Annotated in this window: 22 protein-coding genes; 3 read left to right on the top strand and 19 right to left on the bottom strand. The window is 49.3% G+C overall.

Going from position 1 to position 26,411, the window contains the following annotated elements; all coding sequences use genetic code 11:
* Nucleotides 1-12: 12 nt before the first annotated feature.
* From KIU71_RS05685 to KIU71_RS18020, 3 genes are all read right to left on the bottom strand, one after another.
* The gene (locus KIU71_RS05685) at nucleotides 13-873 is read right to left on the bottom strand and encodes an MBL fold metallo-hydrolase (protein WP_214130224.1); all 861 of its coding nucleotides are present in this window, start codon (nucleotides 871-873) and stop codon (nucleotides 13-15) included.
* Between the two features lie 107 nt (nucleotides 874-980).
* On the bottom strand, nucleotides 981-1,694 hold the full coding sequence (locus tag KIU71_RS05690; RefSeq protein WP_214130225.1) for a LytR/AlgR family response regulator transcription factor: 714 nt from the start codon (nucleotides 1,692-1,694) through the stop codon (nucleotides 981-983).
* Nucleotides 1,687-2,853, bottom strand: coding sequence for a sensor histidine kinase (locus KIU71_RS18020; RefSeq protein ID WP_214130226.1), 1,167 nt, complete (start codon nucleotides 2,851-2,853; stop codon nucleotides 1,687-1,689). Before KIU71_RS18020 ends, KIU71_RS05690 begins: the two co-directional genes overlap by 8 nt.
* Nucleotides 2,854-3,006: 153 nt before the next feature.
* Between KIU71_RS18020 and KIU71_RS05700 the strand changes: the two genes are divergently transcribed.
* Complete coding sequence (locus tag KIU71_RS05700) at nucleotides 3,007-5,991, top strand: TonB-dependent receptor domain-containing protein (RefSeq protein WP_214130227.1); 2,985 nt, start codon at nucleotides 3,007-3,009, stop codon at nucleotides 5,989-5,991.
* Nucleotides 5,992-6,077: 86 nt separating this feature from the next.
* On the opposite strand, the gene KIU71_RS05705 is transcribed toward KIU71_RS05700, so the two are convergent.
* The 3 genes from KIU71_RS05705 to dinB are packed head-to-tail and all read right to left on the bottom strand — an operon-like array spanning nucleotide 6,078 to nucleotide 9,002.
* A complete protein-coding gene (locus KIU71_RS05705) occupies nucleotides 6,078-6,293 on the bottom strand; it encodes a DUF1653 domain-containing protein (RefSeq protein ID WP_214130228.1) in 216 nt (71 codons plus the stop codon).
* Nucleotides 6,290-7,876 (bottom strand): M17 family metallopeptidase, encoded by a 1,587-nt coding sequence (locus KIU71_RS05710; protein WP_214130229.1) that lies wholly within the window; start codon nucleotides 7,874-7,876, stop codon nucleotides 6,290-6,292. Before KIU71_RS05710 ends, KIU71_RS05705 begins: the two co-directional genes overlap by 4 nt.
* A gap of 25 nt (nucleotides 7,877-7,901) precedes the next feature.
* A complete protein-coding gene (dinB, locus tag KIU71_RS05715) occupies nucleotides 7,902-9,002 on the bottom strand; it encodes a DNA polymerase IV (RefSeq protein ID WP_214130230.1) in 1,101 nt (366 codons plus the stop codon).
* A gap of 217 nt (nucleotides 9,003-9,219) precedes the next feature.
* Between dinB and KIU71_RS05720 the strand changes: the two genes are divergently transcribed.
* Nucleotides 9,220-10,764 (top strand): tryptophan halogenase family protein, encoded by a 1,545-nt coding sequence (locus tag KIU71_RS05720; protein ID WP_214130231.1) that lies wholly within the window; start codon nucleotides 9,220-9,222, stop codon nucleotides 10,762-10,764.
* On the opposite strand, the gene nqrM is transcribed toward KIU71_RS05720, so the two are convergent.
* The 13 genes from nqrM to KIU71_RS05785 form a co-directional block, all read right to left on the bottom strand.
* The gene (gene nqrM / locus KIU71_RS05725) at nucleotides 10,761-10,994 is read right to left on the bottom strand and encodes a (Na+)-NQR maturation NqrM (RefSeq protein ID WP_214130602.1); all 234 of its coding nucleotides are present in this window, start codon (nucleotides 10,992-10,994) and stop codon (nucleotides 10,761-10,763) included. The two genes, KIU71_RS05720 and nqrM, sit on opposite strands and share 4 nt — an antisense overlap.
* A 37-nt stretch (nucleotides 10,995-11,031) precedes the next feature.
* Nucleotides 11,032-12,045 carry an FAD:protein FMN transferase gene (locus KIU71_RS05730; protein WP_315853249.1) on the bottom strand — a complete coding sequence of 338 codons (1,014 nt, stop codon included), beginning with the start codon at nucleotides 12,043-12,045 and terminating at the stop codon, nucleotides 11,032-11,034.
* A 75-nt stretch (nucleotides 12,046-12,120) separates the two neighbouring features.
* Nucleotides 12,121-13,353, bottom strand: a complete 1,233-nt coding sequence (gene nqrF, locus KIU71_RS05735; RefSeq protein ID WP_214130232.1) for an NADH:ubiquinone reductase (Na(+)-transporting) subunit F — start codon at nucleotides 13,351-13,353, stop codon at nucleotides 12,121-12,123.
* 22 nt (nucleotides 13,354-13,375) lie between these two features.
* Entirely contained in the window at nucleotides 13,376-13,984 is a 609-nt protein-coding gene (nqrE, locus tag KIU71_RS05740) for an NADH:ubiquinone reductase (Na(+)-transporting) subunit E (protein WP_214130233.1), read from the bottom strand.
* A gap of 3 nt (nucleotides 13,985-13,987) precedes the next feature.
* Nucleotides 13,988-14,620, bottom strand: coding sequence for an NADH:ubiquinone reductase (Na(+)-transporting) subunit D (locus KIU71_RS05745; RefSeq protein WP_214130234.1), 633 nt, complete (start codon nucleotides 14,618-14,620; stop codon nucleotides 13,988-13,990).
* Between the two features lie 12 nt (nucleotides 14,621-14,632).
* Complete coding sequence (locus KIU71_RS05750; protein ID WP_214130235.1) at nucleotides 14,633-15,394, bottom strand: Na(+)-translocating NADH-quinone reductase subunit C; 762 nt, start codon at nucleotides 15,392-15,394, stop codon at nucleotides 14,633-14,635.
* On the bottom strand, nucleotides 15,384-16,610 hold the full coding sequence (locus KIU71_RS05755; protein WP_214130236.1) for an NADH:ubiquinone reductase (Na(+)-transporting) subunit B: 1,227 nt from the start codon (nucleotides 16,608-16,610) through the stop codon (nucleotides 15,384-15,386). Before KIU71_RS05755 ends, KIU71_RS05750 begins: the two co-directional genes overlap by 11 nt.
* A gap of 3 nt (nucleotides 16,611-16,613) precedes the next feature.
* Nucleotides 16,614-17,954, bottom strand: coding sequence for a Na(+)-translocating NADH-quinone reductase subunit A (locus KIU71_RS05760; RefSeq protein WP_214130237.1), 1,341 nt, complete (start codon nucleotides 17,952-17,954; stop codon nucleotides 16,614-16,616).
* A gap of 506 nt (nucleotides 17,955-18,460) precedes the next feature.
* Nucleotides 18,461-19,651: an enoyl-ACP reductase FabV gene (gene fabV, locus KIU71_RS05765; protein WP_214130238.1), complete on the bottom strand. Its 1,191-nt coding sequence runs from the start codon at nucleotides 19,649-19,651 to the stop codon at nucleotides 18,461-18,463.
* A gap of 80 nt (nucleotides 19,652-19,731) precedes the next feature.
* Nucleotides 19,732-20,826: a TRAP transporter substrate-binding protein gene (locus tag KIU71_RS05770; protein WP_214130239.1), complete on the bottom strand. Its 1,095-nt coding sequence runs from the start codon at nucleotides 20,824-20,826 to the stop codon at nucleotides 19,732-19,734.
* A gap of 64 nt (nucleotides 20,827-20,890) precedes the next feature.
* Nucleotides 20,891-22,258 (bottom strand): TRAP transporter large permease, encoded by a 1,368-nt coding sequence (locus KIU71_RS05775; RefSeq protein WP_214130240.1) that lies wholly within the window; start codon nucleotides 22,256-22,258, stop codon nucleotides 20,891-20,893.
* Nucleotides 22,258-22,767 (bottom strand): TRAP transporter small permease subunit, encoded by a 510-nt coding sequence (locus tag KIU71_RS05780; protein WP_315853250.1) that lies wholly within the window; start codon nucleotides 22,765-22,767, stop codon nucleotides 22,258-22,260. The genes KIU71_RS05775 and KIU71_RS05780 overlap by 1 nt, the downstream gene beginning before the upstream one ends.
* A gap of 150 nt (nucleotides 22,768-22,917) precedes the next feature.
* On the bottom strand, nucleotides 22,918-23,535 hold the full coding sequence (locus tag KIU71_RS05785) for an FKBP-type peptidyl-prolyl cis-trans isomerase (RefSeq protein ID WP_315853251.1): 618 nt from the start codon (nucleotides 23,533-23,535) through the stop codon (nucleotides 22,918-22,920).
* Between the two features lie 166 nt (nucleotides 23,536-23,701).
* Here KIU71_RS05785 and ppc point away from each other — a divergent pair, with 166 nt between their 5' ends.
* A complete protein-coding gene (gene ppc, locus KIU71_RS05790) occupies nucleotides 23,702-26,341 on the top strand; it encodes a phosphoenolpyruvate carboxylase (RefSeq protein WP_214130241.1) in 2,640 nt (879 codons plus the stop codon).
* Nucleotides 26,342-26,411: the final 70 nt, after the last annotated feature.

Below are 26,411 nucleotides of genomic sequence, written 5' to 3' on the forward strand. Positions count from 1 at the left end.
ATAAAAGCACGCTCATTTATACAGCGTCCTTATCCAACGCTCTTCCGTGATAAATTGCCATGCCCATGTGTCCCACTGGTCGTTTAACCCTAAAGCGACCACCTCATCTTCGCTGCGCCCCGCCTCTTTATGCACCTGAACGAACTCATAGGTTTCCCGGATCATGTCAACGAATCGCTGTAAATCGGCTTTGTTTGCTAACGATCCATGCCCCGGTATCACTTTGGTCTGCTCATCAATCATGCCCAAAATTTCTGTAACCGAAGCGATGTACCCTACGACACTGCCGCCCGCGCCCAGATCGATATAAGGAAACATATCTTTGAAAAACAAGTCGCCCGCATGCAGAACATTGGGTGCTTCAAACCAAATCACACTATCACCGTCTGTATGACCATCAGGTAAGTGCTTCACGTGGATAGTATCGCCGTTAAAATGAAAAGTGATGCCATCTTTATAGGTCACAACCGGCAATGCATCAGCGGACACCTTATCATCGGATGCAAGGCGAATACGCACGTTGTCATGAGCAAAAATGGTGGCATCTTTGTTGGCACTGAAAAAGGCGTTGGAACCGGTGTGATCACCATGATAATGGGTGTTGATCACATACTTAGGGCTGTCTGATCCCAATGGTTTTAATGCCGCAGCAATTTTCTCGGCCAATGGAGCGTATTGGTCATCAACAATCAACACCCCATCCTCGCCTGCCGATACGCCAATATTTCCGCCAGACCCCACCATCATATGCACTGAACCTCCTAAAGATTGAACCTGCATCTCAACCTTTGCGAAGCGATCATCAGCCAAACCCGACGTAGAGACCACCGCCAAACCAGACAGTACCAGCATGCTTAATGCTTTGAATTTCATCGACTAACCTTGTTTTTTATTGTGTAGTTGCCACTATGCGCCTTCGTGTTATATAGATCAAATAATACCCAAGCGCCACTCACTGGCACCTGATCAGAGGACTCACGTTAACTGGTGAGTGCGTCTATTTTATCGCGATTGCGACGAGACAATGTGAGGTTTTCTCCACTCGCTAGAATCACCGTGTAATCCCCCTTGTCGTTGGGTCGTAGCTCTGTAACACAGGTTCTACGCACCATTGAACTGCGATGTATGCGCACGAAAACATCGGGATCAAGCTGTCTTTCAAGGCTTGCCATCGTTTCGCGGTGTAAAACGGTTTTGCCGTTATTCATGTGCAATTCGACATAGTTGCCTGCACCTTTGATAAAGTTAATTGAGTCCACGTCGACAAGACGGATCCTGCCCGGGTCGCGCACAATAAGTCTTGAACGGTAGGTCACATTGTTGGGTGGTGCTGCAGACAAAGAGAGTGCTTCAAAAGCACGAGCTAATGCTTGTGAAAAACGCTCATCACTGAAAGGCTTTAGCAAGTAATCCACCGCGTTGACTTCAAACGCCGGAAGTGCAAACTGGTCGAACGCTGTCACAAAAATACGCACGCAACTTTTTGGTAGTTGTTGTGCCAAGCTCAGTCCACTCATGCCCGGCATCTGTATGTCCAAAAACGCCAGATCAATTGGGTATTGCCTTATGATGTTCAGCGCTTCAATGCCACTTCCGGCTTGTAAAATTTGGTCAATTTTAGGCTCTTTTTGTAACATAACGGCCACGCATTCTCGAGCCAAGGGCTCATCATCAGCAATTAAGACACTAAGCATGTTTTTTTCCTTTTCCTGTTAGTGGCAATAGCAATAGGGTTCTGAATAGTCCGTTGGTCAAAGGTACAGATTCAAACTGGTAATCTTCGTAGATTTGTTCCAATCGTTTTCTTGTATTGTTGAGGCCAATACCAAAACCGTTGTGTAAATCCGTTTCAGCAATCTGGTTGGTCAATGTAATGCTCAATTTTCCGGCGCGCTCAGCGATAACGAGTTCAATAAGGTTATCTTTCTCAACACTCTGTGAACCATGCTGTACTGCATTTTCAACAAGTGGCTGTAGCAGCATATTGGGAATAAGCATCGCCAGACACCCCTCAGCAACACTGATATCCACTTTTAACTTATCGGCAAAGCGCAATTTTTGAATGCCGATGTAACTGTTAATGAAGGCCATTTCTTCTTGCAGAGTGACCGTTTCCTGATTCTTATTCTCCAGCGTAGCGCGAAGCATTGTGCTGAGTTGGGCAATTGCATCGGTTGCCTCATTAATCTTGCCAATGCGGATAAGACTGGTCACCGTATTTAAGGTATTGAACAGAAAATGTGGGTTCAGTTGGCTGCGAAGTGACTTCAACTGCTCGGTGATCAACTCCTGCTTGATTTCTGTTAGCATGACGCGCTCTTTCATCGACTCGTGATAAAAGTGTGCACCGATGGCAGCAGCCAAGATACCGAAATAAATAACAATGTCGATGACGCCGGTTGAGAGGATGACACGATAAAGACGATGCAAGAAGTCGTTAAACGACTGGTCGCGTATAAACGTTTGCATGACCAGGCTTAATGTCCAGTAGCAGAACAAAATGCCAAGAGAGGCAAGGGCGGGTTTAACAAAGCGTTCGTGCCATCGCTTTTCCGCATCCAACAGCATGCTCCGGTGCACGATAGCGAAAATAGCAGGTGTTACCCAAATGAAGTTCAAAAACCACGGTGCCAACATTTCAATAAACTGAAACCAGGTAATCTCTAACTCAGCAGCTTGCGCATTACGTGATTGGGCGTACGAAAAAAAAACGAGTACGCTGCACCACAACAACGTGTTTGCCAACCAGAAAAAGCGGCTAAACATCTTGTCACTGTGCGCGATATCCTGATAACTAGCGATGAGTATTCCCCCCAAATGTCGCCCGTTCGCACGAGAAAACCAACCTAACACTCAGTCTATGCTATTTTTTACGATTAGTTCCCCCCATTTGTCCACGGATCCGGTCCTTTTGTCACTTCGGTTTCGCCCTTCGCGGAATCCCACTGGTTGCGGGCGCGGTGCAGGCATAGCGTTAGCGGTGATTTTATTCAGGGAGTCACCACCATGTTTATACCAACAAAAACGGCACGAGCCGTAAAATACGCAATGCTAACAGCCACTGCAACGTCGCTACTGTGGACACACGCCGCGCTCGCACAGCAGAACACATCGGAAAACTCAGCATCCGACGAGGCGGCAGACGTAGAAGTTATCTCAGTCACCGGGAGCCGGATTCGAGCCCCTGGCGTCGAGTCTTCAAGCCCGATTATTTCGATTGGCGAAGAAGAAATAGGGTTTCTTCAAACCCCGGAGTTTGAGCGCATTATTCGCTCACTACCGGCCACAATCCCTGCTGACGGAAGCAACGTAAATAACGGCACTGCAGGAGCAGCAACTATTAACTTACGCGGTTTAGGCGCGCAACGAAACCTAGTTCTGCTTGACGGGCGTCGCATGACTCCGTTCAATTTTAATGGCGCAGTGGATACGGCCACCATACCTACGGCACTGATTGAACGCATTGATGTGGTCACTGGGGGCGCCTCAGCAGTGTATGGTTCTGATGCAATCGCCGGCGCAGTGAATGTCATACTTAAAGATGATTTCGAAGGTGTTGAATTTAGTGTGAATCACAATCAAACCGGAGAGAGTGACGGCGACCAAGACAGCATATCACTGACCGTGGGCTCAAACCTCGAGGATGGTCGTGGCAATGCGGTTGTGAGTGTGAGTTGGATGGAGCGCGATCCGGTCTTGCTTGGTCAACGGCCTCTAGGACTACTCGGCATAAATTCAAACAGTGGTGCAGGTTTAGACGAGTTTCTGGCCGGTGAAGAACCTGCCGCTCCTCCTGCCGGTTGTGGCGGCCCGAATGTTGTTGATGCGGTCAATGGCAGTGGTTCAACCACGGCGATCCCCACTCGCTTTGAATTGATCGGCACCAATGTCGCGGGCCAGTTCCGTGATGATCGTTCGTTAGCTAGCCAGTGTAGCCTGTTCAACTTCAATCCATTTAACTACTACCAAACGCCGGCCGAGCGGTATTCAGCAACCGCACTTGCCAGTTATGAAATCAATGAATACGCCAATGTGTATGCATCGGTTAATTTTTCCAGTACGTCGGTCACGCAGCAAGTTGCGCCTTCCGGCACATTTGGCGCGAGCTTTACCTTGCCACTGTACAACCCGCTGATTAGCGATCAGGCACGGGCCTTTATGATCGATGGTGCCAATGCAGCTGTCGCAGATGGCTCACTGGTCAATGGAGGCAGCTGGACCGACAGCAATGCCAATGGTGTTGTAGACTCGGAAGATAGCCTCACCGTGCGCTTACGAAGACGAACACTTGAGCTTGGTCCTCGTACTGAACGCTTTGATTCTGATATTTGGCAATTCACGACCGGCATCAATGGGGCTTTCTTTGGTGACTGGGAATACGATGCAACTTTTCAATACGGTGAATCTAACCGCACCACAGTACGCGATGGCTACACCAATCTGCCGAATATCAATCTCGCGCTGGATACCCGAGATGGCGTAAATTGCGTATCCGGTGGCGCTTGTGTACCTATCGATTTATTTGGCGGGTTTGGCACAATCACAGAAGAGATGGCTGGCTTTGCCACAGCGATTGCCCTGCAACAGCAAAAATACGAGCAAACCATAGCAACATTATTTTTCACAGGGCCTGTGGACTTCATTGAATTGCCCACAGCTGCTGGTCCCCTCGCCATGAGTTTCGGTATTGAGTACCGCAAGGAAACCGGTATCTTAGAGCCTGACGACTGTTTGAAACAGGCACCTGCAAGTTGTCAAGGCGGCGCGGGTGGTAATTTGCTCCCCATCAAAGGTGGCTACAGCGTAAATGACTATTTCTTCGAGGGTATTTTACCCCTATTGGATGGGCAACCCTTCGCTGACCGCCTTGATGTAGAGTTTGGTTTCCGCTCGTCGGACTATGACACCATCGGCACTGCCGACTCATGGAAAATCGGCTTCAACTGGCGTCCGATTGAATCATTGATGTTCAGAGTGATGCAGCAAAGGGCAAACAGAGCACCTAATGTGGGAGAGCTTGCCTCACCGGTGACCTCAGGCTTAGGGAATGCAACGCAGGATCCATGCTCTGTTGCGAATGCTGGAAACATTGATGATCGTCTCCGTCAGTTGTGTATCAGCACAGGGATGTCAGCCGCTCAGGTGGGTGTTATTCCTGACATTATTGCCGGGCAAATCAATACCTTTGCGGGTAGCGATCCGAACAACCCTCCAGGCCCTGAAGAAGCGGATACGACCACAGCGGGTTTTGTCTGGACGCCTGAGTTCGATGGCATTGATAGCTTTGTCATTTCAGCTGACTATTACAAGATTGATATCAAAGATATTATTGGTAATTTTAGTGCTCAAGAAGTGCTGGATAGCTGCTATATCAATGGGTTGACCGACGAATGTGCCAAAATAAACCGGATTGGCGGTGACTTGACTGGCTCGGCGGCTGGCGTCAATCTGTTCACAACAAACTTAAGCTTCTTGCAAGCCGAAGGGATTGAGGTGGCATTTAATGTCAACTTTGACCTTGATGACATGGGAAGCTTACGCTTCTCAGGGAACATCAATAAGTACCTTTCGCAAGAGTCACAAAGCTCATCAACAGTGCCTATCATCGACTGTAAAGGCTTCTACGGTACCAGTTGTGATCCCATCTCAGACTTGCGCTGGGTACAACGCACAACATGGGACTATGAGGACTTCACTGTGTCGTTGCAGTGGCGCCATATTTCATCGGTTGACGTTGAGGAACCGGAACGTGCGTTACGATTTGAAGCGTTCCGCAGTATTGACAGCTACGACTACTTTGATCTGTTCGGAAGCTATCAGTTAACCGATGCGATTGTCATCACCGCCGGGGTGGATAACCTGTTCAATGATGAGCCACCGGCGTTAGGTAACCAAATCGGTGATACCAGCAGTAACTCAGGAAACACGTTTCCGAGCAACTACGACACGCTGGGGAGAATCTATAAAGCAGGTATCAATTTTAGATTCTAGACTGACGAGCTAGAGCCTGTGGGTCGTTATTGATGTCAGACAACAGGCTCATATAACCTGCGTCATTTGGACGCAGGTTTTCCCCATTACTCTGCGCCCATAAACGCAAAACGCGGAACCGCTTTTCCGTCGACCTCAACGGTTTCAGAAAACAGGGTTAAGGGCCTAACCCACAGCGCGCCTTCGCCATACAACGGCCGGTACACCACAAGCTTTGTTTCATCTTCACTGTGTGTCGCAACCCCCAAAACCTGATAGTCATTGCCTTTATAGTGTCGATATCGCCCCGGCTTTATCATCATGAAGCTGCCGCAGACGCTACTGAGTCAAGCATGGCGTACATCGCGGAAAACGCGGTTACGGGCGCAGCAGTAGGTTTGCCGTGCTGCCAATCACCTTTCTCCACACCACTACCGGCAATATCGACATGCGTGAACGCCAAAGGCGACTCACTGCCAAGGTCATGTTCATCAAGCCCGGAGGCAATGGCTAAAAACGCCATTGGGAATTGATGCCCACGCGGCGTCGTGGCCGAGGGCCCATTATTTGATGACAGCACATCATCCGCGTGTGTGCGCGCCCGGATAAAGTCATAATCTTCGCGCCGGCTAAGAGACGGTTCGCCCATGTCGCCCCACAAAGCGCCTGCCGCGACGAGTTGTTCAGCAATATTAGCCTGCTCCGCGACACCGTTCTGTACATAACCAGTGTATGGCCCAAACGCAATCGCGGCGTGCCCGGTCAGTGTCGCCATGGTGAATATTTCGGACTGAGTATCTGGGGCGGCATCCAGCGCCAGCTCGCGCAAATGTGACAACACATCGGCTAAAACCATGCGCCCTTCTGCGTCAGTGTTGCCGACTCGGACGCGCTTACCGGCGTGCCCCTGAATAATTTCATCCGGCACGAAAGCGTCGCTGCCAATACTGTTACGCACAACACCCAGCTCCGCCACCACGTGTAAACCTTTTGGCTGCGTATCAGCAAGCGTGCGCATAAGCCCCGCCACCGCAGCCGCTCCGCCTTTGTCGCGACTCATGCCAGCCATATGCCCATTCACTTTTAAATCTGCGCCACCGGTATCAAAAGTGATGCCCTTGCCTGCCAGAAATAGCGATTTGGTAATGGGGCCGCTTCCGGTGTAAGTCAGCCTGACCACGCGAGGTTGATGACGCTCCACCTTAACCGACGCGCGGGCCACGGCATGAAGCAAGGGGTAGTCTTGCCTGAGCGTCGTATCATCATCAATCACGGCGACACTCACGGCACTGCCTGCGAACGCTTGTTGGCAGTACTGCGCAAACGCAGGCGGTGCCATGCGCTCAGGCTCGGTACCACACAAATCACGTGCCACGCGTTTACCCGCTTCAACAGCATTTAAATACCCACACTGTGCGTCATTGAGACCAACGATGCCGATGTATTCAATCGGCTCGACTGTATTTTCACCTTTGGACTCTCGCGCTTCCAGTGGTTGCCAGAGCGCCTGAGTCATGCCCAAGAAAGCAGCCTCTAGCGCTTTGGCATATTTGGCATCCGTGACTTTTAATGAAACCATGAGTAATGGTTTCTCAATACCGGCTTCACGCATTACGCCTGCGGCCTGATGAGCAACGTCAAATATTCTGCGTACATCGTCATAGTAACGGTCAAGTCGACCGGTCGGAACATGCAGTAACCGCCCACCGGGCAATTCATTGTGTGCCAAAAGGCAGATTTCTTTTCCGACACGCGCATCAATTCGTTTCTGCGCTTCCAACGCGGGTGCCACACCTCCCAGTTGCTGACTGTCTAATGTGTCGGATATCACCACGGCAGCGTCAAACTGGCTAAATGTTTGAGGGTCATTTAACGAAGAAATCGCAATGGCTTTAGGCGCAGGCATAGTTAATCCTATTTAAAACGTGAATTTACACTGAGTATTGTGCACTGGGCTCTGCGGCTAACTCAAGACCTTCGAGCGGTAATATCAGCTGATGCATCGCAGAATGACTCGGCAATCCAACGTGCAACCCGACCAAGCGGATACCGCGCCCGTTCGCTCGGGCAAACGCTTCGGCCATCAACTCGTCGAAGTACGCGCGTTTCCACTGCCCGGTTTTGTGTTCAACCGTTGTTTGTTGAAAATCGTTAAACTTTAGCTTCACACCCTGTGAAGCAATCAGCGGCGTACTCTGGGATGATTTAGTTGCTCGCTGAAGCAGGCTGTCGTGAAGTTTGTGTACAATGGCAAGGCACTCGTCCAGGCTGGTTATATCTTCTGATAGTGTACGCTCTACTCCTATCGACTTACGCTGACGTTGTGTGCTTAATTCGCGTTCATCAATTCCATGGCTGCGCTCCCACAACACGGGACCAAACTTACCAAACTCTTTTACCAGACGTTCCAATGGATAGCTCCTCACATCATTACAAGTATATAGACCCAGCCGATGCAATTTTTCAATCGTGACTTTGCCAACACCGGGTATTTTTCGAAGCGGCAGCGTGCGTACAAATCCATCCACTTGGTCTGGGGTGATGACGCACAGGCCGTCAGGTTTGTTTTCATCGCTGGCGATCTTCGCCACGAACTTAATCGGCGCAACGCCTGCCGAGGCCGTCAGTCCAAGTTCATTGTGAATAGTGCGGCGTATATCTTCCGCTATCAGCGTTGCACTGCCACCGAAGCGGCTGCAGTCAGTGACATCGAGATAGGCTTCATCCAGCGACAAAGGTTCTATCTTGCTGGTGTAGCGCGCAAAGATAGCGCGGATCTTTTTTGATTCAGACGAGTAAACATCCATACGCCCCTTGAGAAGCACCAAGTTTGGGCACAATCGCACGGCGTGGGCCGTTGCCATCGCTGAGCGCACACCGAATTTGCGCGCAGGGTAATTACACGTACTGATAACACCTCGACGCTCAGAGCTGCCTCCAATAGCGATGGGCACATGCCTTAGCCTCGGGTTATCACGCATTTCCACTGCCGCATAAAAACAGTCCATATCGACATGGATAATTTTTCGCACAACAGAACCACTTAACTGTATAGATAGACAGTATATTGACGTTAATTTAATGGGTTTGCAACTCATTTGGGGTTTTGACACTCGGTGTTGAACCACATGAGCGCAACCGTTTTTTGTCAGGCTGACTCAAAGTAACGCACTTTACCTGGCATTCACATTGACATAACCTACGCCTTCACACTGCTCACCAATGATACGCAACGACGGAGGTCACCTAATGCCGCAGACCGCAACGCGCATACAACATGTGGTTATTTTAGGTGGCGGCACCGCAGGGTGGCTATCAGCGGCAGTGCTCAGTCATACCTTACGCCATCGGTCAATTCAGGTTACGCTAGTCGAATCGGATCAGATAGGCACTATCGGCGTGGGTGAAGCAACGATCCCAACGTTTGTCGATACCTTGCGCAGCTTAGGTATTGATGAGGCTGACTTTATTCGACGCACTCAGGCAAGTTTCAAGCTGGGTATCCGATTTGATGACTGGCTCAGTCAAGGTCAGAGTTATTTACACCCTTTTGGACAAGTGGGGCAACCTGTTAATCATCTGGATTTTTTCCATTACTGGCAATCTGCTTATCAGCGTCAGCAAGCTGCACCGTTCGAGCAATATTCACCGGCCGCGCACATGATTGCGCACAATCGGTTCTACGTCCCTCAAAATGCCGCTGGTACGCCAATACAGGGCGCCGCATACGCATTGCACATTGATGCTGGGTTAGCGGCCCAATTTTTCAGAGAATATGCTGAAAAACGGGGCGTTTCACGTATTGAAGGCAAAGTCACTCGCGTTGGACATCATATCAATCACGACATAAGCCACCTTGAGATCGAACGCAGTAAAGGAACAGAAAAGGTTGCCGGCGATTTGTACATTGATTGTAGCGGATTTGCGGCTCGGTTGATTGGCACTGAAATGGATAGCCGTTTTACGGATTGGTCGGATTTTTTACCTGTCAATCGTGCTGTCACCGTTCAAACAACGGTTGGCGAACTTGCTCCAGTAACCGTTGCTAAAGCACAGCCCTATGGCTGGAGTTGGCACATTCCCCTGCAACATCGAACCGGTAACGGGTACGTCTTTTCACGGCAAGATTGCGACGACGAGACCGCGTTGAACACGTTGCTCAGGCAGGTCGCCGGAGAGTGCGTGAACGAACCACGTTTCATCAACTTTACCAATGGATTTCGGTCACAAAGCTGGAAAGGTAATTGCGTCGCCATCGGTTTGGCGAGTGGGTTTTTAGAGCCTTTGGAGAGCACCGCCATTCACTTGGTGAGTAAGAGTTTGCGACAGCTGTTAAAGCTTTTTCCGGAAACCACTGATTGTGCTGCACTCGCCTCAGAATACAATCGTGTGTTGAGCGAGGATTATAATGAAATACGCGATTTTCTCGTGTTCCATTATTGCACCACCCAGCGTGACGACACGCTTTTCTGGCAACGTTTGCGTGAAAATCCTCTTCCGGACACGCTACAGCATAAAATCGCATTGTTGAAAAACAATGGGTGGGTAGATACCCCGTCTCAGTGTCTTTTCCAAGCCGTAAGCTGGTATGCGATTGCCAGTGGTATGCAAACCTTACCGATGCGTGATTTTAGTTTGTGTGATCCCGCAGGAACAGCGCAAGCGCAAACCCTGTTGCAAACACTGCCTAAACACATTCAACGCAGTGTTGAACCGCTTCCACGCCACCGAGACTTTATTGAGAAACATTGCCAATCGCCGCCCTTGGAGACCCTGAGTCAGAGTAGCCTTTAAATAATTTTGTTCTTTTGCCACTCAGCGAGTTTTTCCTGACGGGCCTCTTCGCGAGCCATCCTCGCCAGCTTGCGGTCGCACGGTTCTGGGCAATCACAGGCTTTTGATATACCAATAGCGCCTAACCCGCCGCAACTGCCGGCAATCGTTTTACGCTGAAATACATACCCTACTGCCATGGCCAGTACCATCGCGAGGAAAAATACGAAAGCCAAAATAAACGTACTCATCATAAACTATCTCTACCCCTATCTTTGAAATCGTAAACTACGGTGTCACTGTCGTGACATCGCGCTCAAATGCGCTTGAGATCCATTCAACAAACTCATCACCTTCTTTGCTGATAAGCAGCACAGCCAACTCATTTTCTTCGGCCAAGTTCATGGCTTCGGCAGCTCCCTTCACTAACAGTGCGGTTGCGAGACCATCAGCGGTCATTGCTGACGGATGCACCACAGTCACCGACACAAGATTATGTTGTATCGGGTAGCCTGTACGCGGGTCGATAATGTGCGAGTACCGCACGCCATCCTGTTCATAATAGTTGCGGTAATCACCAGACGTGGCAATACCGTTGTTACCAATTTCGATGATTTTTTGTAATGATCGTTCCGTCGATACCGGTTTTTCTATCGCAATGCGCCAGCGCTGGCCATTAAGCTTAGTTCCCGCGACACGCATTTCTCCGCCAATTTCAACCAGATAATTATCTAATCCTTGAGCCTCCAGCACGCTGACAACGGCATCGACGCCATAACCCTTTGCAATCGTGCTGAGGTCAACATACAGCGCAGGCAATGCTTTGTGAGCACTATTGCGACCAAGGATCAGTTTTTCTATGCCGGTTTGTGCAAGTGTTTGCTCCACTACCGGTTTAGCCGGTACTTTTTCAGCGCGCTGAGTTGGACCAAAACCCCATAAGTTAACCACGGGGCCTATCGTAATGTCTAACGCACCATCTGTGAGCTCGGCAATGCGCTTAGCTTCTGACATTACTGCCAATGTTTCCGCTGACAAAGGGAAAGTGTCTTTGCCGTTGTATTGATTAAATCGCGACAACTCCGACGCTGGATCATAAGTCGACATGAGCGCATTCACACGAATGAGGGTATCTTCAATGTCCTGATGCACGACGACGTCATCAACCCCTTCGATTGGCGAGTACTTGACGTTGTAAGTGGTACCCATCGTTGAACCTTGCAGATGCACTTCAATAGGGGTTCTATCTGCGCAGGCACTCAGAAATAGTAAACCGCTTAGAATAAGGACTATTTGCTTCACACTATTGCTCTTTTCTCGCAAAAAAAGAGGGCTAAAAGCCCCCTTCAATTCAATGTTCACTGAACTAATGGCTGATTAACCGCCAAAGTCATCCAGCATGATATTTTCGTCTTCAACACCAAGCTCTTTGAGCATGTTAATGACTGCAGCATTCATCATGGGCGGACCGCACATATAGAACTCACAATCTTCTGGTGCAGGATGATCCTTCAAGTAATTTTCTAGCAGTACCTGATGGATGAAGCCGGTGTGGCCTTCCCAGTTGTCTTCAGGTTGAGGATCGGAAAGTGCAACATACCAATTAAAGTTTTCGTTCTCTTTTTGCAGCATATCGAAATCTTCTACGTAGAACATTTCGCGCAAAGAACGAGCGCCATACCAGAACGTAATCTTGCGATCAGTATTCAGACGACGCAACTGGTCGAAGATATGCGAACGCATGGGTGCCATACCAGCACCACCGCCAACAAACACCATTTCAGCATCGGTATCTTTGGCAAAAAATTCACCAAACGGCCCTGAAATCGTGACTTTATCACCTTCTTTAAGACTCCAAATAAAGGAACTCATTTTACCCGCAGGTAAGCTTAAATTGTTTGGCGGAGGCGTGGCGATACGCACATTCAGCATGATAATCCCCTCTTCCTCGGGGTAATTTGCCATTGAATACGCACGGATTGTCTCTTCATCCACTTTTGATTCAATATCGAAGAAGCCGAAACGCTCCCAGTCACCGCGATATTCAGCAGGAATGTCAAAATCCTTGTACTTAACATGATGAGGTGGCGCTTCAATCTGAATATAACCACCGGCGCGGAACGGTACGCTCTCACCATCAGGGATCGCTAGCTTAAGTTCTTTAATGAAGGTCGCCTCGTTATTGTTAGAAATAACTTCGCAATCCCATTTCTTAATACCGAACGTTTCTTCCGGTAATTCTATTTTCATGTCCTGCTTGATAGACACCTGACAAGACAAACGGCAACCCTCACGCGCTTCGCCTTTGGTGATGTGGTCAAGCTCTGTCGGTAATATCTCACCACCGCCCTCTTTCACATCAACGCGGCACTGGCCACAAGAGCCACCACCACCACACGCTGATGACACGAAAATACCTGCATCAGCTAAAGCACCCAGCAACTTTCCACCGGGAGATGCTGTCAGTACTTTGTCGGGATCATCATTGATCATGATCTTCACGTCGCCGCTGGGTACCAACTTCGACTTTGCGAACATGATGATGAAAACCAAGGCGAGAACGATGGCGATAAACATGCCTACGCCAAGGTAAATTTCAATTTGATTCATACCTAATGACCTGCCTTAATAATTAAAGTTGAATGCCGGTGAACGATTGGAAACCTAAAGCCATTAGACCTGCAATCATAAACACTGAGCCCAATCCGCGAACACCGTCAGGCATATCAGCGTACTTAAGTTTTTCACGCACTGCGGCAAGCAATGTAATTGCGATCGCCCAACCAATGCCGCTACCTAATCCGTAAACGATACTTTCAGTGAAGTTGTATTCGCGCTGAACAGCGAAAGCAACACCACCGAAAATAGCGCAGTTTACGGTAATGAGCGGTAGGAAAATCCCCAGCGCGTTGTACAGTGCTGGGAAAAACTTATCCAGGCTCATTTCCAAAATCTGAACCAGAGCAGCAATTACGCCGATAAAGGTCAAAAAGTTCAGGAAGCTTAGATCTGCGTCTGGAAAACCGGCCCACGCCAATGCGCCAGGCGCAAGAATGTTGACGTAAATAACCTGATTAACCGGCACTGAGATGACCAGCACAACGATAACCGCAACGCCAAGGCCCATCGATGTTTTCACTTTTTTCGATACGGCTAAGAATGTACACATCCCCAAAAACAGAGACAATGCCATGTTTTCAACAAAGATTGAGCGTACAAGTAGTGAGATATAATGTTCCATGTCTTATTCCTTCGGCTCAACTTGTTCAGGTCGGATAGTACGAATAAACCAGATCATACCGCCAATCAAAAAGAACGAACTGAACGGTAGAATCAGAAGGCCGTTACCTTGATACCAGCCACCGTTTTGCACCAGCGGCAAAATTTCGAATCCTAAGATAGTACCAAAACCAGCCAGCTCTTTAATCGTACCAATCACGATAAGGATGAATGAGTAACCCAAACCGTTCCCAATACCATCAAGGAAGCTCATCAGAGGCGGGCTCTTCATCGCGTAAGCTTCAGCACGCCCCATAACGATACAGTTGGTGATAATCAAGCCCACAAATACCGACAACTGCTTCGATATTTCATACGAATAAGCTTTCAGGATTTGGTCAACAACGATCACCAGTGATGCGATTATCGTCATTTGGATAATGATCCGCACACTGGAGGGAATATGATTACGAATAATCGAGATAAATAAATTTGAAAACGCCACAACGGTCGTCAACGCCAGCGACATCACCAACGCTGTTTCTAACTTGGTGGTAATTGCCAGTGCAGAACAAATACCCAGTACATGCAGCGCAATTGGATTGCTATCTAAAATTGGCCCAAACAGGGCTTTTTTCATTTCTTTTACATCAGCCATTCTTAAAGCCCCTTACGAACGCCATGATTGATTTTTAAGGTACGGACCGTAACCATTTTCACCGGCCCAATAAGTCAGCGTATTTTCAACGCCATTACTGGTAAGCGTAGCGCCGGAAAGCGCATCAACGGCATACGGGTTGTCATTACCCGCTTGCTTTTTGACCTGAATCGCAACATCGCCATTTTGGTATAGCTTTTTGCCATCCCACTTAGCCTGCCAGCTAGGGTTTTGAATTTCACCACCCAGCCCTGGTGTTTCCTGATGTTGATAATAAATCAATTCGCGTACCGTTTTACCATCTGCATCCACTGCCAGGAAGCCGTACATCAAGCCCCACAGACCACTACCATGCACCGGCAGCACGATACGACTCACATCGCCGGCTTCATTCTTAACGATGTAAACATTCGCCACGTTGGCACGACGTTGAAACCCAACATTGCTATTTTCCACGCGAACACTGGCCTCAGGATCTTTAGCCGACGTGTACATGTCGTAGTCGCCATCTTTCTCGACGTAGTTATCCGTACCCAATTCAACATAACGCTCTTCGACAAACTCGTCATAAATGGCTGAGAGTTCCTCGTTGCTTAAGCCCGCTTCGTATAAGCCGGCAGCAGTAAGAATATTTGATTTTTTGTCAATCGCCGCGTTGGTTTGCTGTAGTGAGCGAAGGCCCACCGCAGCACCCGAGACAACAATTGAACATACCAGACAGACGGCGACTACAACGCCGACGGTTTTTCCGAAAGTTTCTTTCTTAGCCGACACGTGCAAGTCTCCGTTTAATATTGCTCTGCGCTACAAAGTAATCAAACAATGGCGCCCACAAGTTAGCGAATAAAATGGCCAACATAATACCTTCAGGGAAGGCCGGGTTAAGAACACGAATCAACACCGTCATAAAGCCAATAAAGATACCGTAAGCCCATTTACCTTGATTGGTGAAAGAGGCCGATACGGGGTCAGTCGCCATGAAGAACATACCGAATGCCAGACCGCCGATTACAAAGTGCCAGTAGAATGGCATGGCAAACATTGGATTGGTGTCACTGCCAATGAGGTTTAACAGTGACGCAAAAAACGCTACACCTAAACCAACACCCGCAACGATTCGCCAGCTGGCGATGCGCATGTAAATGATAAACAAACCACCCAGCAAAATTGCCAACGTAGAAACTTCACCGACTGAGCCAGGAATATTGCCAAAAAACGAATCCCACCAGAGTGATAGGTCATTGAATGAGTTGGTCACATTACCCATTTCGCCAGTCGCCGCTTTACTCAACCAAGTCGCACCTGAGTAGCCATCGGCCATTTGCGCGGCAACCCACGGATTATCGCCTGAAATTTGCGCTGGGTAAGCAAAGTAAAGAAACGCACGACCCGACAACGCAGGGTTAAGGAAGTTACGCCCTGTGCCACCGAAAATCTCTTTCGCGATAACAACACCAAAGGTGATACCTAACGCTACTTGCCATAAAGGAATGGTCGCGGGCAACGTCAGCGCGAAAAGCACTGAGGTGACGAAGAAGCCTTCGTTAACCTCATGTTTGCGAATAGAGGCAAACAGTACTTCCCAAAAACCACCCACGACAAAGGTCACGGCATAGATAGGCACGAAGAAACACGCGCCGTAGAACAGCATGGATAGCCAACCAGAATCAGCCGTTAGTGTGCCGCCTAACGCGGTAAATAAACCAGCTTGCCAACCATCATACAATGCGCCACCCGCTTCAATTGCGATTGACGCCTGCAGCCCAACGTTGTACATGCCGTAAAACATGGCTGGGAATGTTGCCATCCACACCATGATCATGATGCGTTTTAGGTCAATACTGTCACGAACATGCGTTTGCGCTTTGTTGACCTTTCCTGGGGTATAAAAAATAGTCGCGGCTGCTTCATACAGCGCATAAAACTTTTCATACTTTCCACCCGGCTCAAAATCCGGCTCGATATCTTCTAAAAATGTTTTTAAACCCATGACTTAGCCCTCTTTCTCGATGGTCGTCAAACAATCGCGCAATATGGGACCGTAATTATATTTGCCTGGGCAAACATAGGTACAAAGTGCCAAGTCCTCTTCGTCTAATTCAAGACAACCAAGTGATTGTGCGCTATCGGTGTCACCGGAAATAATGTCGCGTAAAAGCAAGGTCGGGATAATATCAAGCGGCATAATGCGCTCGTAATTCCCGATCGGAACCATGGATCTGTCTGACCCATTTGTTGTTGTTGTCATGTCGAACTGGCGATTACCGCTCAGGTGGCCGAGATAGGCCCGAGTCACAGAGTGTTTATCGCTGCCAGGAGTGATCCACCCGAACAAACGCTTCTCGCGGTCTTCCTTCAGTAACGAAACCTGAACGTGATAGCGCCCGAGGTAACCATGCACACCCGTCGCATTGGTGCCCATGAGTACTGAACCAGATACTGCTCTAACGTCACCGTCAATGCGTTCGTTAGCGGTTAATTCGGTGATCGACGCACCCAATACGGTGCGAATCAAACGCGGTTTAACAGCCGCTGGGCCACCTAACGCGATCACACGGTGGTTGTTCAACTTGCCTGTGGTAAACAACTGGCCAAACGCAATCACGTCTTGATAGCCAATGTGCCACACGGTTTTCTTCATGCCAACGGCATCAAGATGATGAATATGCGTACCCACGAGACCCGCTGGGTGTGGGCCAGCAAACTCATTGACTTCAACACGGGGACCGGTTGGCGTAAAATCGTTACCACTGGCTTTATTAACGAAGATTTTGCCTTCGGTTAATGTGCTCAATACCGCTAACCCGTTATCGAATGCTTCACGGTTTTCGTTGATGATCACCATGGGGTCAGCCGCAAGCGGGTTGGTGTCCATAACAGAAACGAATATCGAATTGGGTTTAGAATCCAATGCGGGTATTTTGCTGAACGGGCGCGTACGTAATGCCACCCAAAGGCCTGACTCGTTGAGTTGCTCTACGACGCGTTGACGGTCTAAATCCGCCAATTTGTCAGGCGCAACTGACTCAAACGTCACCTGCTCATCGCCTGCAACCTGAATAACCACCGATTGCAAAACACGTTTTGCACCACGATTGATTTCAACCACCTCACCGGCTGCGGGTGCAGTAAAACGAACGCCCGGATTCTTTTTATCTTCAAAAAGCATCTGGCCTTTCTTTACTACATCGCCAACTTGCACATGCATAGTCGGCCGCATACCAACGTATTCTTCGCCCAACACAGCCACTCGTGTAACGGCGACACCGTCAGTGATTTGCTGCTCAGGCGCTCCCTTAATCGGGAGATCCAAACCTTTCTTGATTTTTATCATACGCTATTGCACTACTCTAATTACAAAACCTGATTTTACTAATCCACGCACCCATGTTTTCGCCTGAAAACAGTGATTGAGAGCTACTAAAATAAGGCTTCCGTACGTTGTTAAATGACACCTTCGAATAACGTTTACGTTATTTTATTGTTGGCGATACCGACAGGCCAGATACTCCTGCGGCTAGAGAAGTTACGACAAGACGTTCGCAACTCAACCGCTGCATTTTAACACTAACCGCTCAGGGAGTGCTAATCAAAATCACCTAAACATTGGAATTATAATGCATTAGTGTCCAAATTTGTAGACGCGATCACGCCCGTCATTGATGTTCTGTAAAACCATCAGGTTTATTCGAATTCACCACGTATTGTCAGCGTAAATAAAAAAGGCTCGGTTCCGATTTAAAATCGAAGCTAAGCCTTTGTAGTTCGCTAGCCAACGTCAGTGTTGTTCAATCACGCTGTCAATGACTCACCATCAACCCCATTTTAGTTTTTTTATTTTTACCAATACGCCTGAGGGTCAACGTCAGCCTCGTAATCAACACCCTCATACGCAAAACCAAACAGCTGCAGAAAATCACGGTGGTAACCCTCGTAATCAGCAAGCTGATGAAAATTGTCTTGCGTGACTTGGTCCCAAAGTTGTTTCACTTTTGCCTGTGTAGCCTCGTTAGTTTCCTTGTGGTCCATACGGTAGCGACGCATGTCATCGGTTGGCGCATTCTCAACGCATAAGCGCAGGGAGAACAATCCTGCGATCTGTTCAATACACCCCTCGTGAGTCCCTTCTTCTTTCATCACTTTGTAAATCAGAGAAATGTATAAAGGCATTACCGGTATGGCAGAACTCGCTTGCGTTACCAGCGCCTTGAGCGACGAAACATGCGCATCAACATTCTGTCCCGCATGCTCGTCACGAATGGCTTTCGCCGCGCGATCCAGATCTTCTTTCGCCTTGCCGATAGTCGCCTGCCCGTATATTGGCCACGTCAGCTCTTTGCCAATGTAGGTATACGCCGTCGTTTCGCAGCCATCAGCCAAACAATCTGCTTCAGCCAGAGCCTTCAACCATAGCTCCCAATCTTCACCGCCCATCACTTTCACAGTGTCATGGATTTCTTGCTCAGTGGCTGGCTCCAGCGTGACATTATGAACACGATCCTTATCAGTATCGTAGGTTTTTGTGGTGTATTCCTGACCCACTGGTTTGAGGGTCGATTTGAATACCTCACCCGTTGCTGGATCAGCGCGGCGCGGCGATGCGAGAGAGTAAACGACTAGATCCACCTTGCCCAAGTCTTGTTTAATCGTCTCAATGGCCTGTTGTTTGAGTTCGTTCGAAAAGGCATCGCCATTAAGCGTCTTTGCGTAAAGATCAGCCTGCTTTGCTTGTTCATGAAATGCTGCGGTGTTATACCAACCTGCGGTTCCTGTTTTGCGCTCGCTGGGTGCTTTTTCAAAGCACAAGCCCAACGTTTTAGCACCATAACCAAACGCTGCGGTAATTCGTGAAGCAAGTCCATACCCAGTGGAACAACCGATGACCAAGACATTTTTTGGCTGTTTGCTGGTAGCATGAAACACGCCCGCATGCGATTTAATGTAATCAATTTGCTGCTCAACGGATTTCGCGCAACCGACCGGATGCGCATTGGTGCAGATAAAGCCACGTACCTTGGGTTTAATAACCATAACTATTCCTAATCAATAAGCTAGCTGTATTGTAAACGCTAAGGCGCTGATAACAACTCGGACGACACGTCGACGAGGGTTCACTCTCGGTTTTCATAGTAAGCCTGCTCAGACAATTTATGGTATCGCTTTACCCCTTGATAGAAGCGTTGATAAGCCGCATAGATCCTTGCAAAATCTGCATCTTGCGCTGATTTCTCTGCCATCACCTCTTCTGTCGCTTGCTTCAGAGCTGCCAAAACATCCTCAGGCAACGGCTTTACATTAACGCCATGTTCATTGATGAGTTGTTGCATCGCGTTATTGTTTCGGGCGGTATATTCGTCGTGCATATCTTGGTTCACGGCACGTGTCGCAACATCAACGATGGCCTGAAGGTCTTTGGATAGGGCCTCATATGCCGCCTTATTCACAATGAACTCCAGCACTGTGCCGGGCTCATGCCAACCAGAATGATAGTAATTGTTCGCCGCATTGTGCAGGCCAAAAGCGAGATCATTGTACGGCCCTACCCACTCAGTGGCGTCAATTGCCCCCGTTTGCAGCGAGGTGAATATCTCCCCTCCCGTCAGTGTTACGGGTACTCCGCCCACCTTTTTAAATACTTCACCGCCTAAACCGGGAATGCGCATATTTAAGCCTTTGAAGTCTTCCAGGCTATTAATTTCATTTTTGAACCATCCAGCCATTTGCACACCGGAATTCCCACCAGCAAAAGGGATCACGCCAAAGGGTTCGTAAATTTCACGCCACAGTTCAAGCCCACCACCGTAATGTAGCCATGCATTCATCTCTGTGACATTCATGCCAAACGGAATAGCCGAGAAAATCGGCGCTGCAGGGATCTTGCCTTTCCAATAGTAGGCTCCCGCGTGGCCCATTTGCGCAGTGCCTTGAGAAACCGCATCAAACACTTCGAAACCGGGGACTAGCTCACCGGCACCGTAAACGCGCACTTCAAGCCGGCCGGCAGACATCTCATTAACATAACGTGCAAACGTTTCTGGCCCACGCCCCAATCCCGGAAAGTTTTTTGGCCATGCCGTCACCAACTTCCAACGATAAGTTTTCTGCGGTGGAGTGTCGATCTGAGCTCCCGTCTGAGTGGGTTGCTCAGCAGAGCACCCAACCAATAAAAGCAGGGTAACAAAAAGAAAACAGATTATTTTTTGCATGGTTTAGTTTACCTGTAAAGTCAGTTGTGAGAATGGCGGTTCAGGGCGGCGTAGCAAGCATCCATCAGTATAGGACGTCCGGCAGGTACGTGGCTAAATTTGGCCAGATCATTAGCAGCGCCAGTAACACGAGCTGGATAACAATAAATGGTAATACACCGCGATAAATTTGCGCCGTTTGAACAGTCGGTGGCGCTACGCCACGCAAGTAAAATAATGCAAAGCCAAACGGTGGTGTTAAAAATGAGGTTTGTAAATTCACCGCCAGCATGATCCCCAGCCACACAGGATCAACCCCCATCATTAGTAATACCGGTGCGACTATGGGCACCACCACAAAGGTTATTTCGATAAAATCGAGAATGAAGCCCAGTAAGAAAACCACCAGCATCACGACTAAAATTGCCGCAATGGTGCCGCCCGGTAACGAAGAGAAGTACGTGTGAATGAGCTCCTCGCCCCCAAATCCGCGAAATACCAATGAAAAGACTGACGCACCAATTAAAATTAAAAACACCATTGAAGTGATTTTGCTGGTCTCGACCAGCACCTCCCAGCATTGGGACCGGGTTAGCGAGCGCTTGGCCAGCGCTAGAATCAAAGCGCCCGTCGCACCCACACCTGCCGCTTCGGTGGGCGTGGCAAACCCAGTGATTATCGCACCCAGAACCACAAAAATGAGTATCAATGGCGGTAGCAAAGCCCCGAATACCATCGACCATGCGATGGGCTGCTTGGGTTCGGTATGATGGGGTACGCCACTATTGTGCCTAAACGCGAGTGCAATCACGTACGCAGAATACAAGCCGACTAAAATTAAACCCGGCACTATCGCTCCAACGAATAAATCCCCAACCGACACTGAGTCCGGTGAAAAAATTCCCATATTCAATTGTGCCTGTTGATAAGCACTGGAGAGCACATCGCCGAGTAAAACCAGCGCAATGGAAGGCGGAATAATCTGACCAAGTGTGCCAGTTGCGCAAATCAGCCCAGTACTGAGTTCAGGGCTATAACCGCGTTTCAGCATGGTCGGCAATGACAAAAGCCCCATGGTGACAACCGTGGCGCCAACAATCCCCGTACTTGCTGCGAGCAACATTCCGACAACGATAACCGACACCGCCAGCCCCGCTGGGAAACGCCCACTCAAGACTTGCGCCATAGCATTAAGCAACTGCTCAGCAATTTTAGATTTTTCCAATAGCACGCCCATGAATACGAACAATGGCACAGCAATCAGGGTCGTGTTCGTTAAGATGCCATACAGGCGACTGGGCAAAGCGTGCAGGTAACTGGCATCAAACCCACCCAGAAGAATACCGATACCCGCGAATAACAACGACGTTCCCGCCAACGAGAGTGCTACCGGAAAACCCAACAGTAGGACCAGACAAACACAGGCAAATAGAATTAACGCCATGTATTCCATTAGCGAGGCTCCGAGTCAGTGCGAAGCACATTGATATAGCGAATGATGTCAGCAATACCCTGCAGAAACATCATGATACAGAACATCGGAATTAGACTTTTCAACAAGAAAACCAACGGTAAACCACCCGCTTCCTGAGAGGACTCCAACAAGCTCCAAGAGCGCGCAACGTAATCCCAACTCATGACGAAAATAAACACACAAACAGGAAACAGCAGTAAAACCGTACCCACGATATTGACCCATGCCTGCCCGCCTACACCGAAGCGGCGGTAAAAAACGTCGACTCTGACGTGACCATCTTCACGCAGGGTGTAGGCTGCCCCCAACATAAAAACCATCGCATGCAAGTACATCACAGACTCTTGCAGGGCGAGCCAGCCTATGCCAACACCGTAGCGCAACACCACCACCAAAAACGTAATCAACGCCATGAGCAATATGGCAAGGCTGACCGCTTTGCCAAGGGTTTGATTGAACCGGTCGATAAATCGACTTAATGCCAACACACCAATCCTTCTTTGTTGCTTTTCTTTTTATTAACATCAAGATTACGTGTTTGCAGGCATGGTACGCAACCGAAAATAAAAAAACCCTACACTGTGTCGCCACAGGCAGGGTTTTTATTTCTGAAAAACATGCGTTCTACACGCGATGTGTTACAGAATATCGAGTAGTTCAACGTCAAACACAAGCGTGCTGTAAGGTCCGATTGCGCCGCCAGCACCTTGCTCGCCGTAGGCAAGATTATGCGGTACGTACAAACGCCATTTCGCACCCACACTCATCATTTGCAGAGCTTCGGTCCAGCCTTTGATCACGCCGCCTACCGGAAACTCTGCTGGTTGCCCGCGATCGTAACTGCTGTCGAACACAGACCCGTTGAGTAAGGTGCCGTGATAATGCGTTCTTACCTGTGAATCAGCGGTCGGCTTGGGGCCATCAGCATCAGTCAGAACTTCATACTGGAGACCGGAAGCGGTGACATTCACTTCGTCGCGCTTTGCGTTTTCAGTCAGAAATTTAACGCCCTCTTCCAACACATCTTTAAATTGCTCAGCCTTGGCGGCTTGCATACGTTCGTGAATGGTGTTGAACGCATTGCGTAATTCATCGTTAGTCACTTGTGACTCTTCGTTGTTAAAAGCGTCTTTGAGACCTTCAGCAACGGCGTCTAGATCCATGCCTTCAAAGGGATTTGAGGCAAGTTGTTGGCCCATTTGAAAACCAATACCATAACTTCCCTGTAACTCAATTGTTGAATACTTTTCGCTCACGTTTTTTCCCATTAGTTTGAAAGCGCGAGATGATATCATACTAATCGACGTGGCGGGACGGCGTTGCAAAGTCCGCTGAGTTGCGGCGTTTTGCTAAGAGAAGTTAGACACATCCCGCGTGCATCAAGTATTGTTGAAGCCATTTTGATTCTCTGGAGATTGCGATATGAAGGAATTCGACGCGCCGCTGCGCGATACGGTTCGCCATTTAGGCGCTACGCTGGGTAATACAATCAAGCGTGAACTGGGTGATGAATGGTTACAGCGAATTGAAAAAATTCGTAAAGATGGGCGAGCGTCTTACAAAGGCGATGCCGACTGCAGTGCAGAGTTACAAAAGCTATTTCGTGACCTGTCAGACCAGGATTTACTGACCGTTGGTCGTGCTTTTGCGCAGTTTCTGAATCTGGGTAATATTGCTGAGCAGGAGTACAACAGCGCCAACGAAGTGGATGCAACCCTGCAATCGCTGTTTTCACATTTAGCGCGAGCTGAGCTAGCCAACGATGATGTGGTCAACGCCGTCGCTAATCTGAAAATCGACTTAGTCCTCACGGCTCACCCTACGGAAGTCACACGACGTACCTTAATCCACAAACACAGCGAACTGGCCAAATGTTTGACCCAAATCCATCAGGACAACTTAGACGATGCACAGCGTGACCGCGTAGAAGCGCGAATCGCGGACCTGATCAGTCAGGCATGGCACACTGAAGAAATACGCACCGTTCGGCCAACACCCGTTGATGAAGCCCGCTGGGGGTTTTCCGTGATCGAGAATTCCCTGTGGGATGCCATCCCCGAGTTTCTGCGCGACTTCGACGCCCGTTTGCAACAAGGCTACGCGGTTAACCTACCACTTGATGCTAAGCCGGTGCAGTTCAGCAGCTGGATGGGCGGCGATCGCGACGGTAATCCGTTCGTTACCTCGAAAGTCACAGAGCAGGTTTTACTACTCGCCCGTAAACGCGCTGCCAAATTATTCGCCGCGGACCTCGACCGACTGCAAGTTGAATTGTCGATGAGTGCCGCAAACGACGATCTTCGCGATCAGGTCGGCGATGCGCTGGAGCCTTATCGAGCACTACTGCGTCCGCTCGTTTCTAGATTGCAATTCACCCGTGACGACATTGACCGTTACCTTAATGGTAAAGCCAGTGAACCGGAGAAGTGGATCAGCGAACAGAGCGAGCTAATCAACCCCTTAATGAGTTGCTACAACAGCTTGGTTGAGTGCGGCATGCACATCATCGCCGAAGGCTTGCTGACCGACACCATTCGCCGCGCACACTGCTTTGGCATTCATTTACTCAAGCTGGATATTCGCCAAGACTCCGGGCGGCATGCCGACGTATTTGGTGAAGTCACGCGTCATTTGGGCCTAGGCGACTACAATCAGTGGAGCGAAGACGACAAACAGGCGTTTCTTCTGCGTGAGCTAAGCTCTAAGCGCCCGCTTTTCCCGCGTCGTTGGCAGCCGAGTGAAGATGTACAGGAAGTACTTGATACCGCCGCCACCATTGCAAAACATTCGGAGCAAGGCTTCGGTATCTACATTATCTCTATGGCGAGTGAGCCTTCTGATGTAATGGCAGTCCAGCTTCTGCTTCAGGAAATGGGCGTTAGCTGGCCGATGCCGGTCGCGCCGCTGTTTGAAACATTGGATGATTTGAATCATTCACCAGAAGTCATGCGCAAACTACTCGCGATTGACTGGTATCGTGGCTATATTCAGGGCCGTCAATACGTCATGATCGGGTATTCGGATTCAGCCAAAGACGCCGGTGCGCTCGCTGCGGGTTGGGCGCAATATCAGGCACAGGAAGCGTTAGTGTCGCTGGCCGATGAATTCCAGACACAACTGACGTTGTTCCATGGCCGCGGCGGCACCATTGGTCGTGGCGGATTGCCGGCGCACGCCGCTATTCATTCGCAACCTCCCGGTTCCTTGTCGGGTGGTTTCCGCGTCACAGAACAGGGCGAAACCATTCGCTACAAGTTCGGTATGGCCAAGCTGGCTAAACGCAGTTTGGGTATTTACGCCAGCGCCATTATTGAAGCGATGTTGTTTCCACCGCCGCAACCCAAGCAGGCGTGGCGTGATATGATCCAAACCATGGCCGACAAAGGCCGCGATAATTATCGGGGCATTGTGCGAGAGCATCCCGACTTTGTGCCTTACTTCCGTGTTGCAACACCGGAGCAGGAGCTGGGCAAGTTGCCATTAGGCAGCCGGCCTGCTAAGCGCAAACCCTCGGGCGGGATAGAGAGCCTGCGTGCGATTCCGTGGATTTTTGCCTGGGCGCAAACGCGATTGGTGCTGCCGTCTTGGCTGGGCGTGTTGCGCGCTATTGAAGAAAGCTATCAGGGTGATGGCAAACAGATCATCGATGATATGATCGCTGACTGGCCATTCTTCGAGTCTCGCCTGTCTATGCTCGACATGGTTTTTCACAAAGCAGATCCTAATATCAGTAAAGCATACGACGAGCGACTGGTGCCGGATAACCTCAAGCACTTTGGTGAAACCTTGCGCACAGAGCTGACCGATAGTATCCGGTTGTTGTTAACGCTCACTCAGCAGGACAGCGTGATGGAAGGCGATCCGATGGGCAAGGAATCGATGAATATTCGTGCAGGCTACTTACAGCCGTTGCATTATTTGCAAATCGAACTGCTTGAGCGTATTCGCCAATCGGCTGTTGAAGAAGAAGGGCAGCCGGTCAGTGAATCAAAGGCGATACTGGAGCGCGCCATGATGGTCACTATCGCAGGTATCGCTATCGGCATGCGTAACACCGGATAAACCAGCGCTTCGACGTCGATTGGAATACATTGATAGCAGATACAAAAAAACCAGCCTCGGCTGGTTTTTT

The sequence above is a fragment of the Alteromonas oceanisediminis genome (assembly GCF_018474025.1).
Lineage (GTDB): Bacteria > Pseudomonadota > Gammaproteobacteria > Enterobacterales > Alteromonadaceae > Alteromonas_E > Alteromonas_E oceanisediminis.

Coding starts and splice junctions, on each gene's coding strand:
- KIU71_RS05720 (WP_214130231.1), top strand. CDS start 9,220: ATGCCGCAGACCGCAACGCGCATACAACATGTGGTTATTTTAGGTGGC.
- nqrE (WP_214130233.1), bottom strand. CDS start 13,984: ATGGAACATTATATCTCACTACTTGTACGCTCAATCTTTGTTGAAAAC.
- KIU71_RS05775 (WP_214130240.1), bottom strand. CDS start 22,258: ATGGAATACATGGCGTTAATTCTATTTGCCTGTGTTTGTCTGGTCCTA.
- KIU71_RS05760 (WP_214130237.1), bottom strand. CDS start 17,954: ATGATAAAAATCAAGAAAGGTTTGGATCTCCCGATTAAGGGAGCGCCT.
- nqrM (WP_214130602.1), bottom strand. CDS start 10,994: ATGAGTACGTTTATTTTGGCTTTCGTATTTTTCCTCGCGATGGTACTG.
- KIU71_RS05690 (WP_214130225.1), bottom strand. CDS start 1,694: ATGCTTAGTGTCTTAATTGCTGATGATGAGCCCTTGGCTCGAGAATGC.
- KIU71_RS05705 (WP_214130228.1), bottom strand. CDS start 6,293: ATGATGATAAAGCCGGGGCGATATCGACACTATAAAGGCAATGACTAT.
- fabV (WP_214130238.1), bottom strand. CDS start 19,651: ATGGTTATTAAACCCAAGGTACGTGGCTTTATCTGCACCAATGCGCAT.
- KIU71_RS05745 (WP_214130234.1), bottom strand. CDS start 14,620: ATGGCTGATGTAAAAGAAATGAAAAAAGCCCTGTTTGGGCCAATTTTA.
- KIU71_RS05755 (WP_214130236.1), bottom strand. CDS start 16,610: ATGGGTTTAAAAACATTTTTAGAAGATATCGAGCCGGATTTTGAGCCG.
- KIU71_RS05770 (WP_214130239.1), bottom strand. CDS start 20,826: ATGCAAAAAATAATCTGTTTTCTTTTTGTTACCCTGCTTTTATTGGTT.
- ppc (WP_214130241.1), top strand. CDS start 23,702: ATGAAGGAATTCGACGCGCCGCTGCGCGATACGGTTCGCCATTTAGGC.
- KIU71_RS05710 (WP_214130229.1), bottom strand. CDS start 7,876: ATGCCTGCGCCTAAAGCCATTGCGATTTCTTCGTTAAATGACCCTCAA.
- nqrF (WP_214130232.1), bottom strand. CDS start 13,353: ATGAATCAAATTGAAATTTACCTTGGCGTAGGCATGTTTATCGCCATC.
- KIU71_RS05685 (WP_214130224.1), bottom strand. CDS start 873: ATGAAATTCAAAGCATTAAGCATGCTGGTACTGTCTGGTTTGGCGGTG.
- KIU71_RS05700 (WP_214130227.1), top strand. CDS start 3,007: ATGTTTATACCAACAAAAACGGCACGAGCCGTAAAATACGCAATGCTA.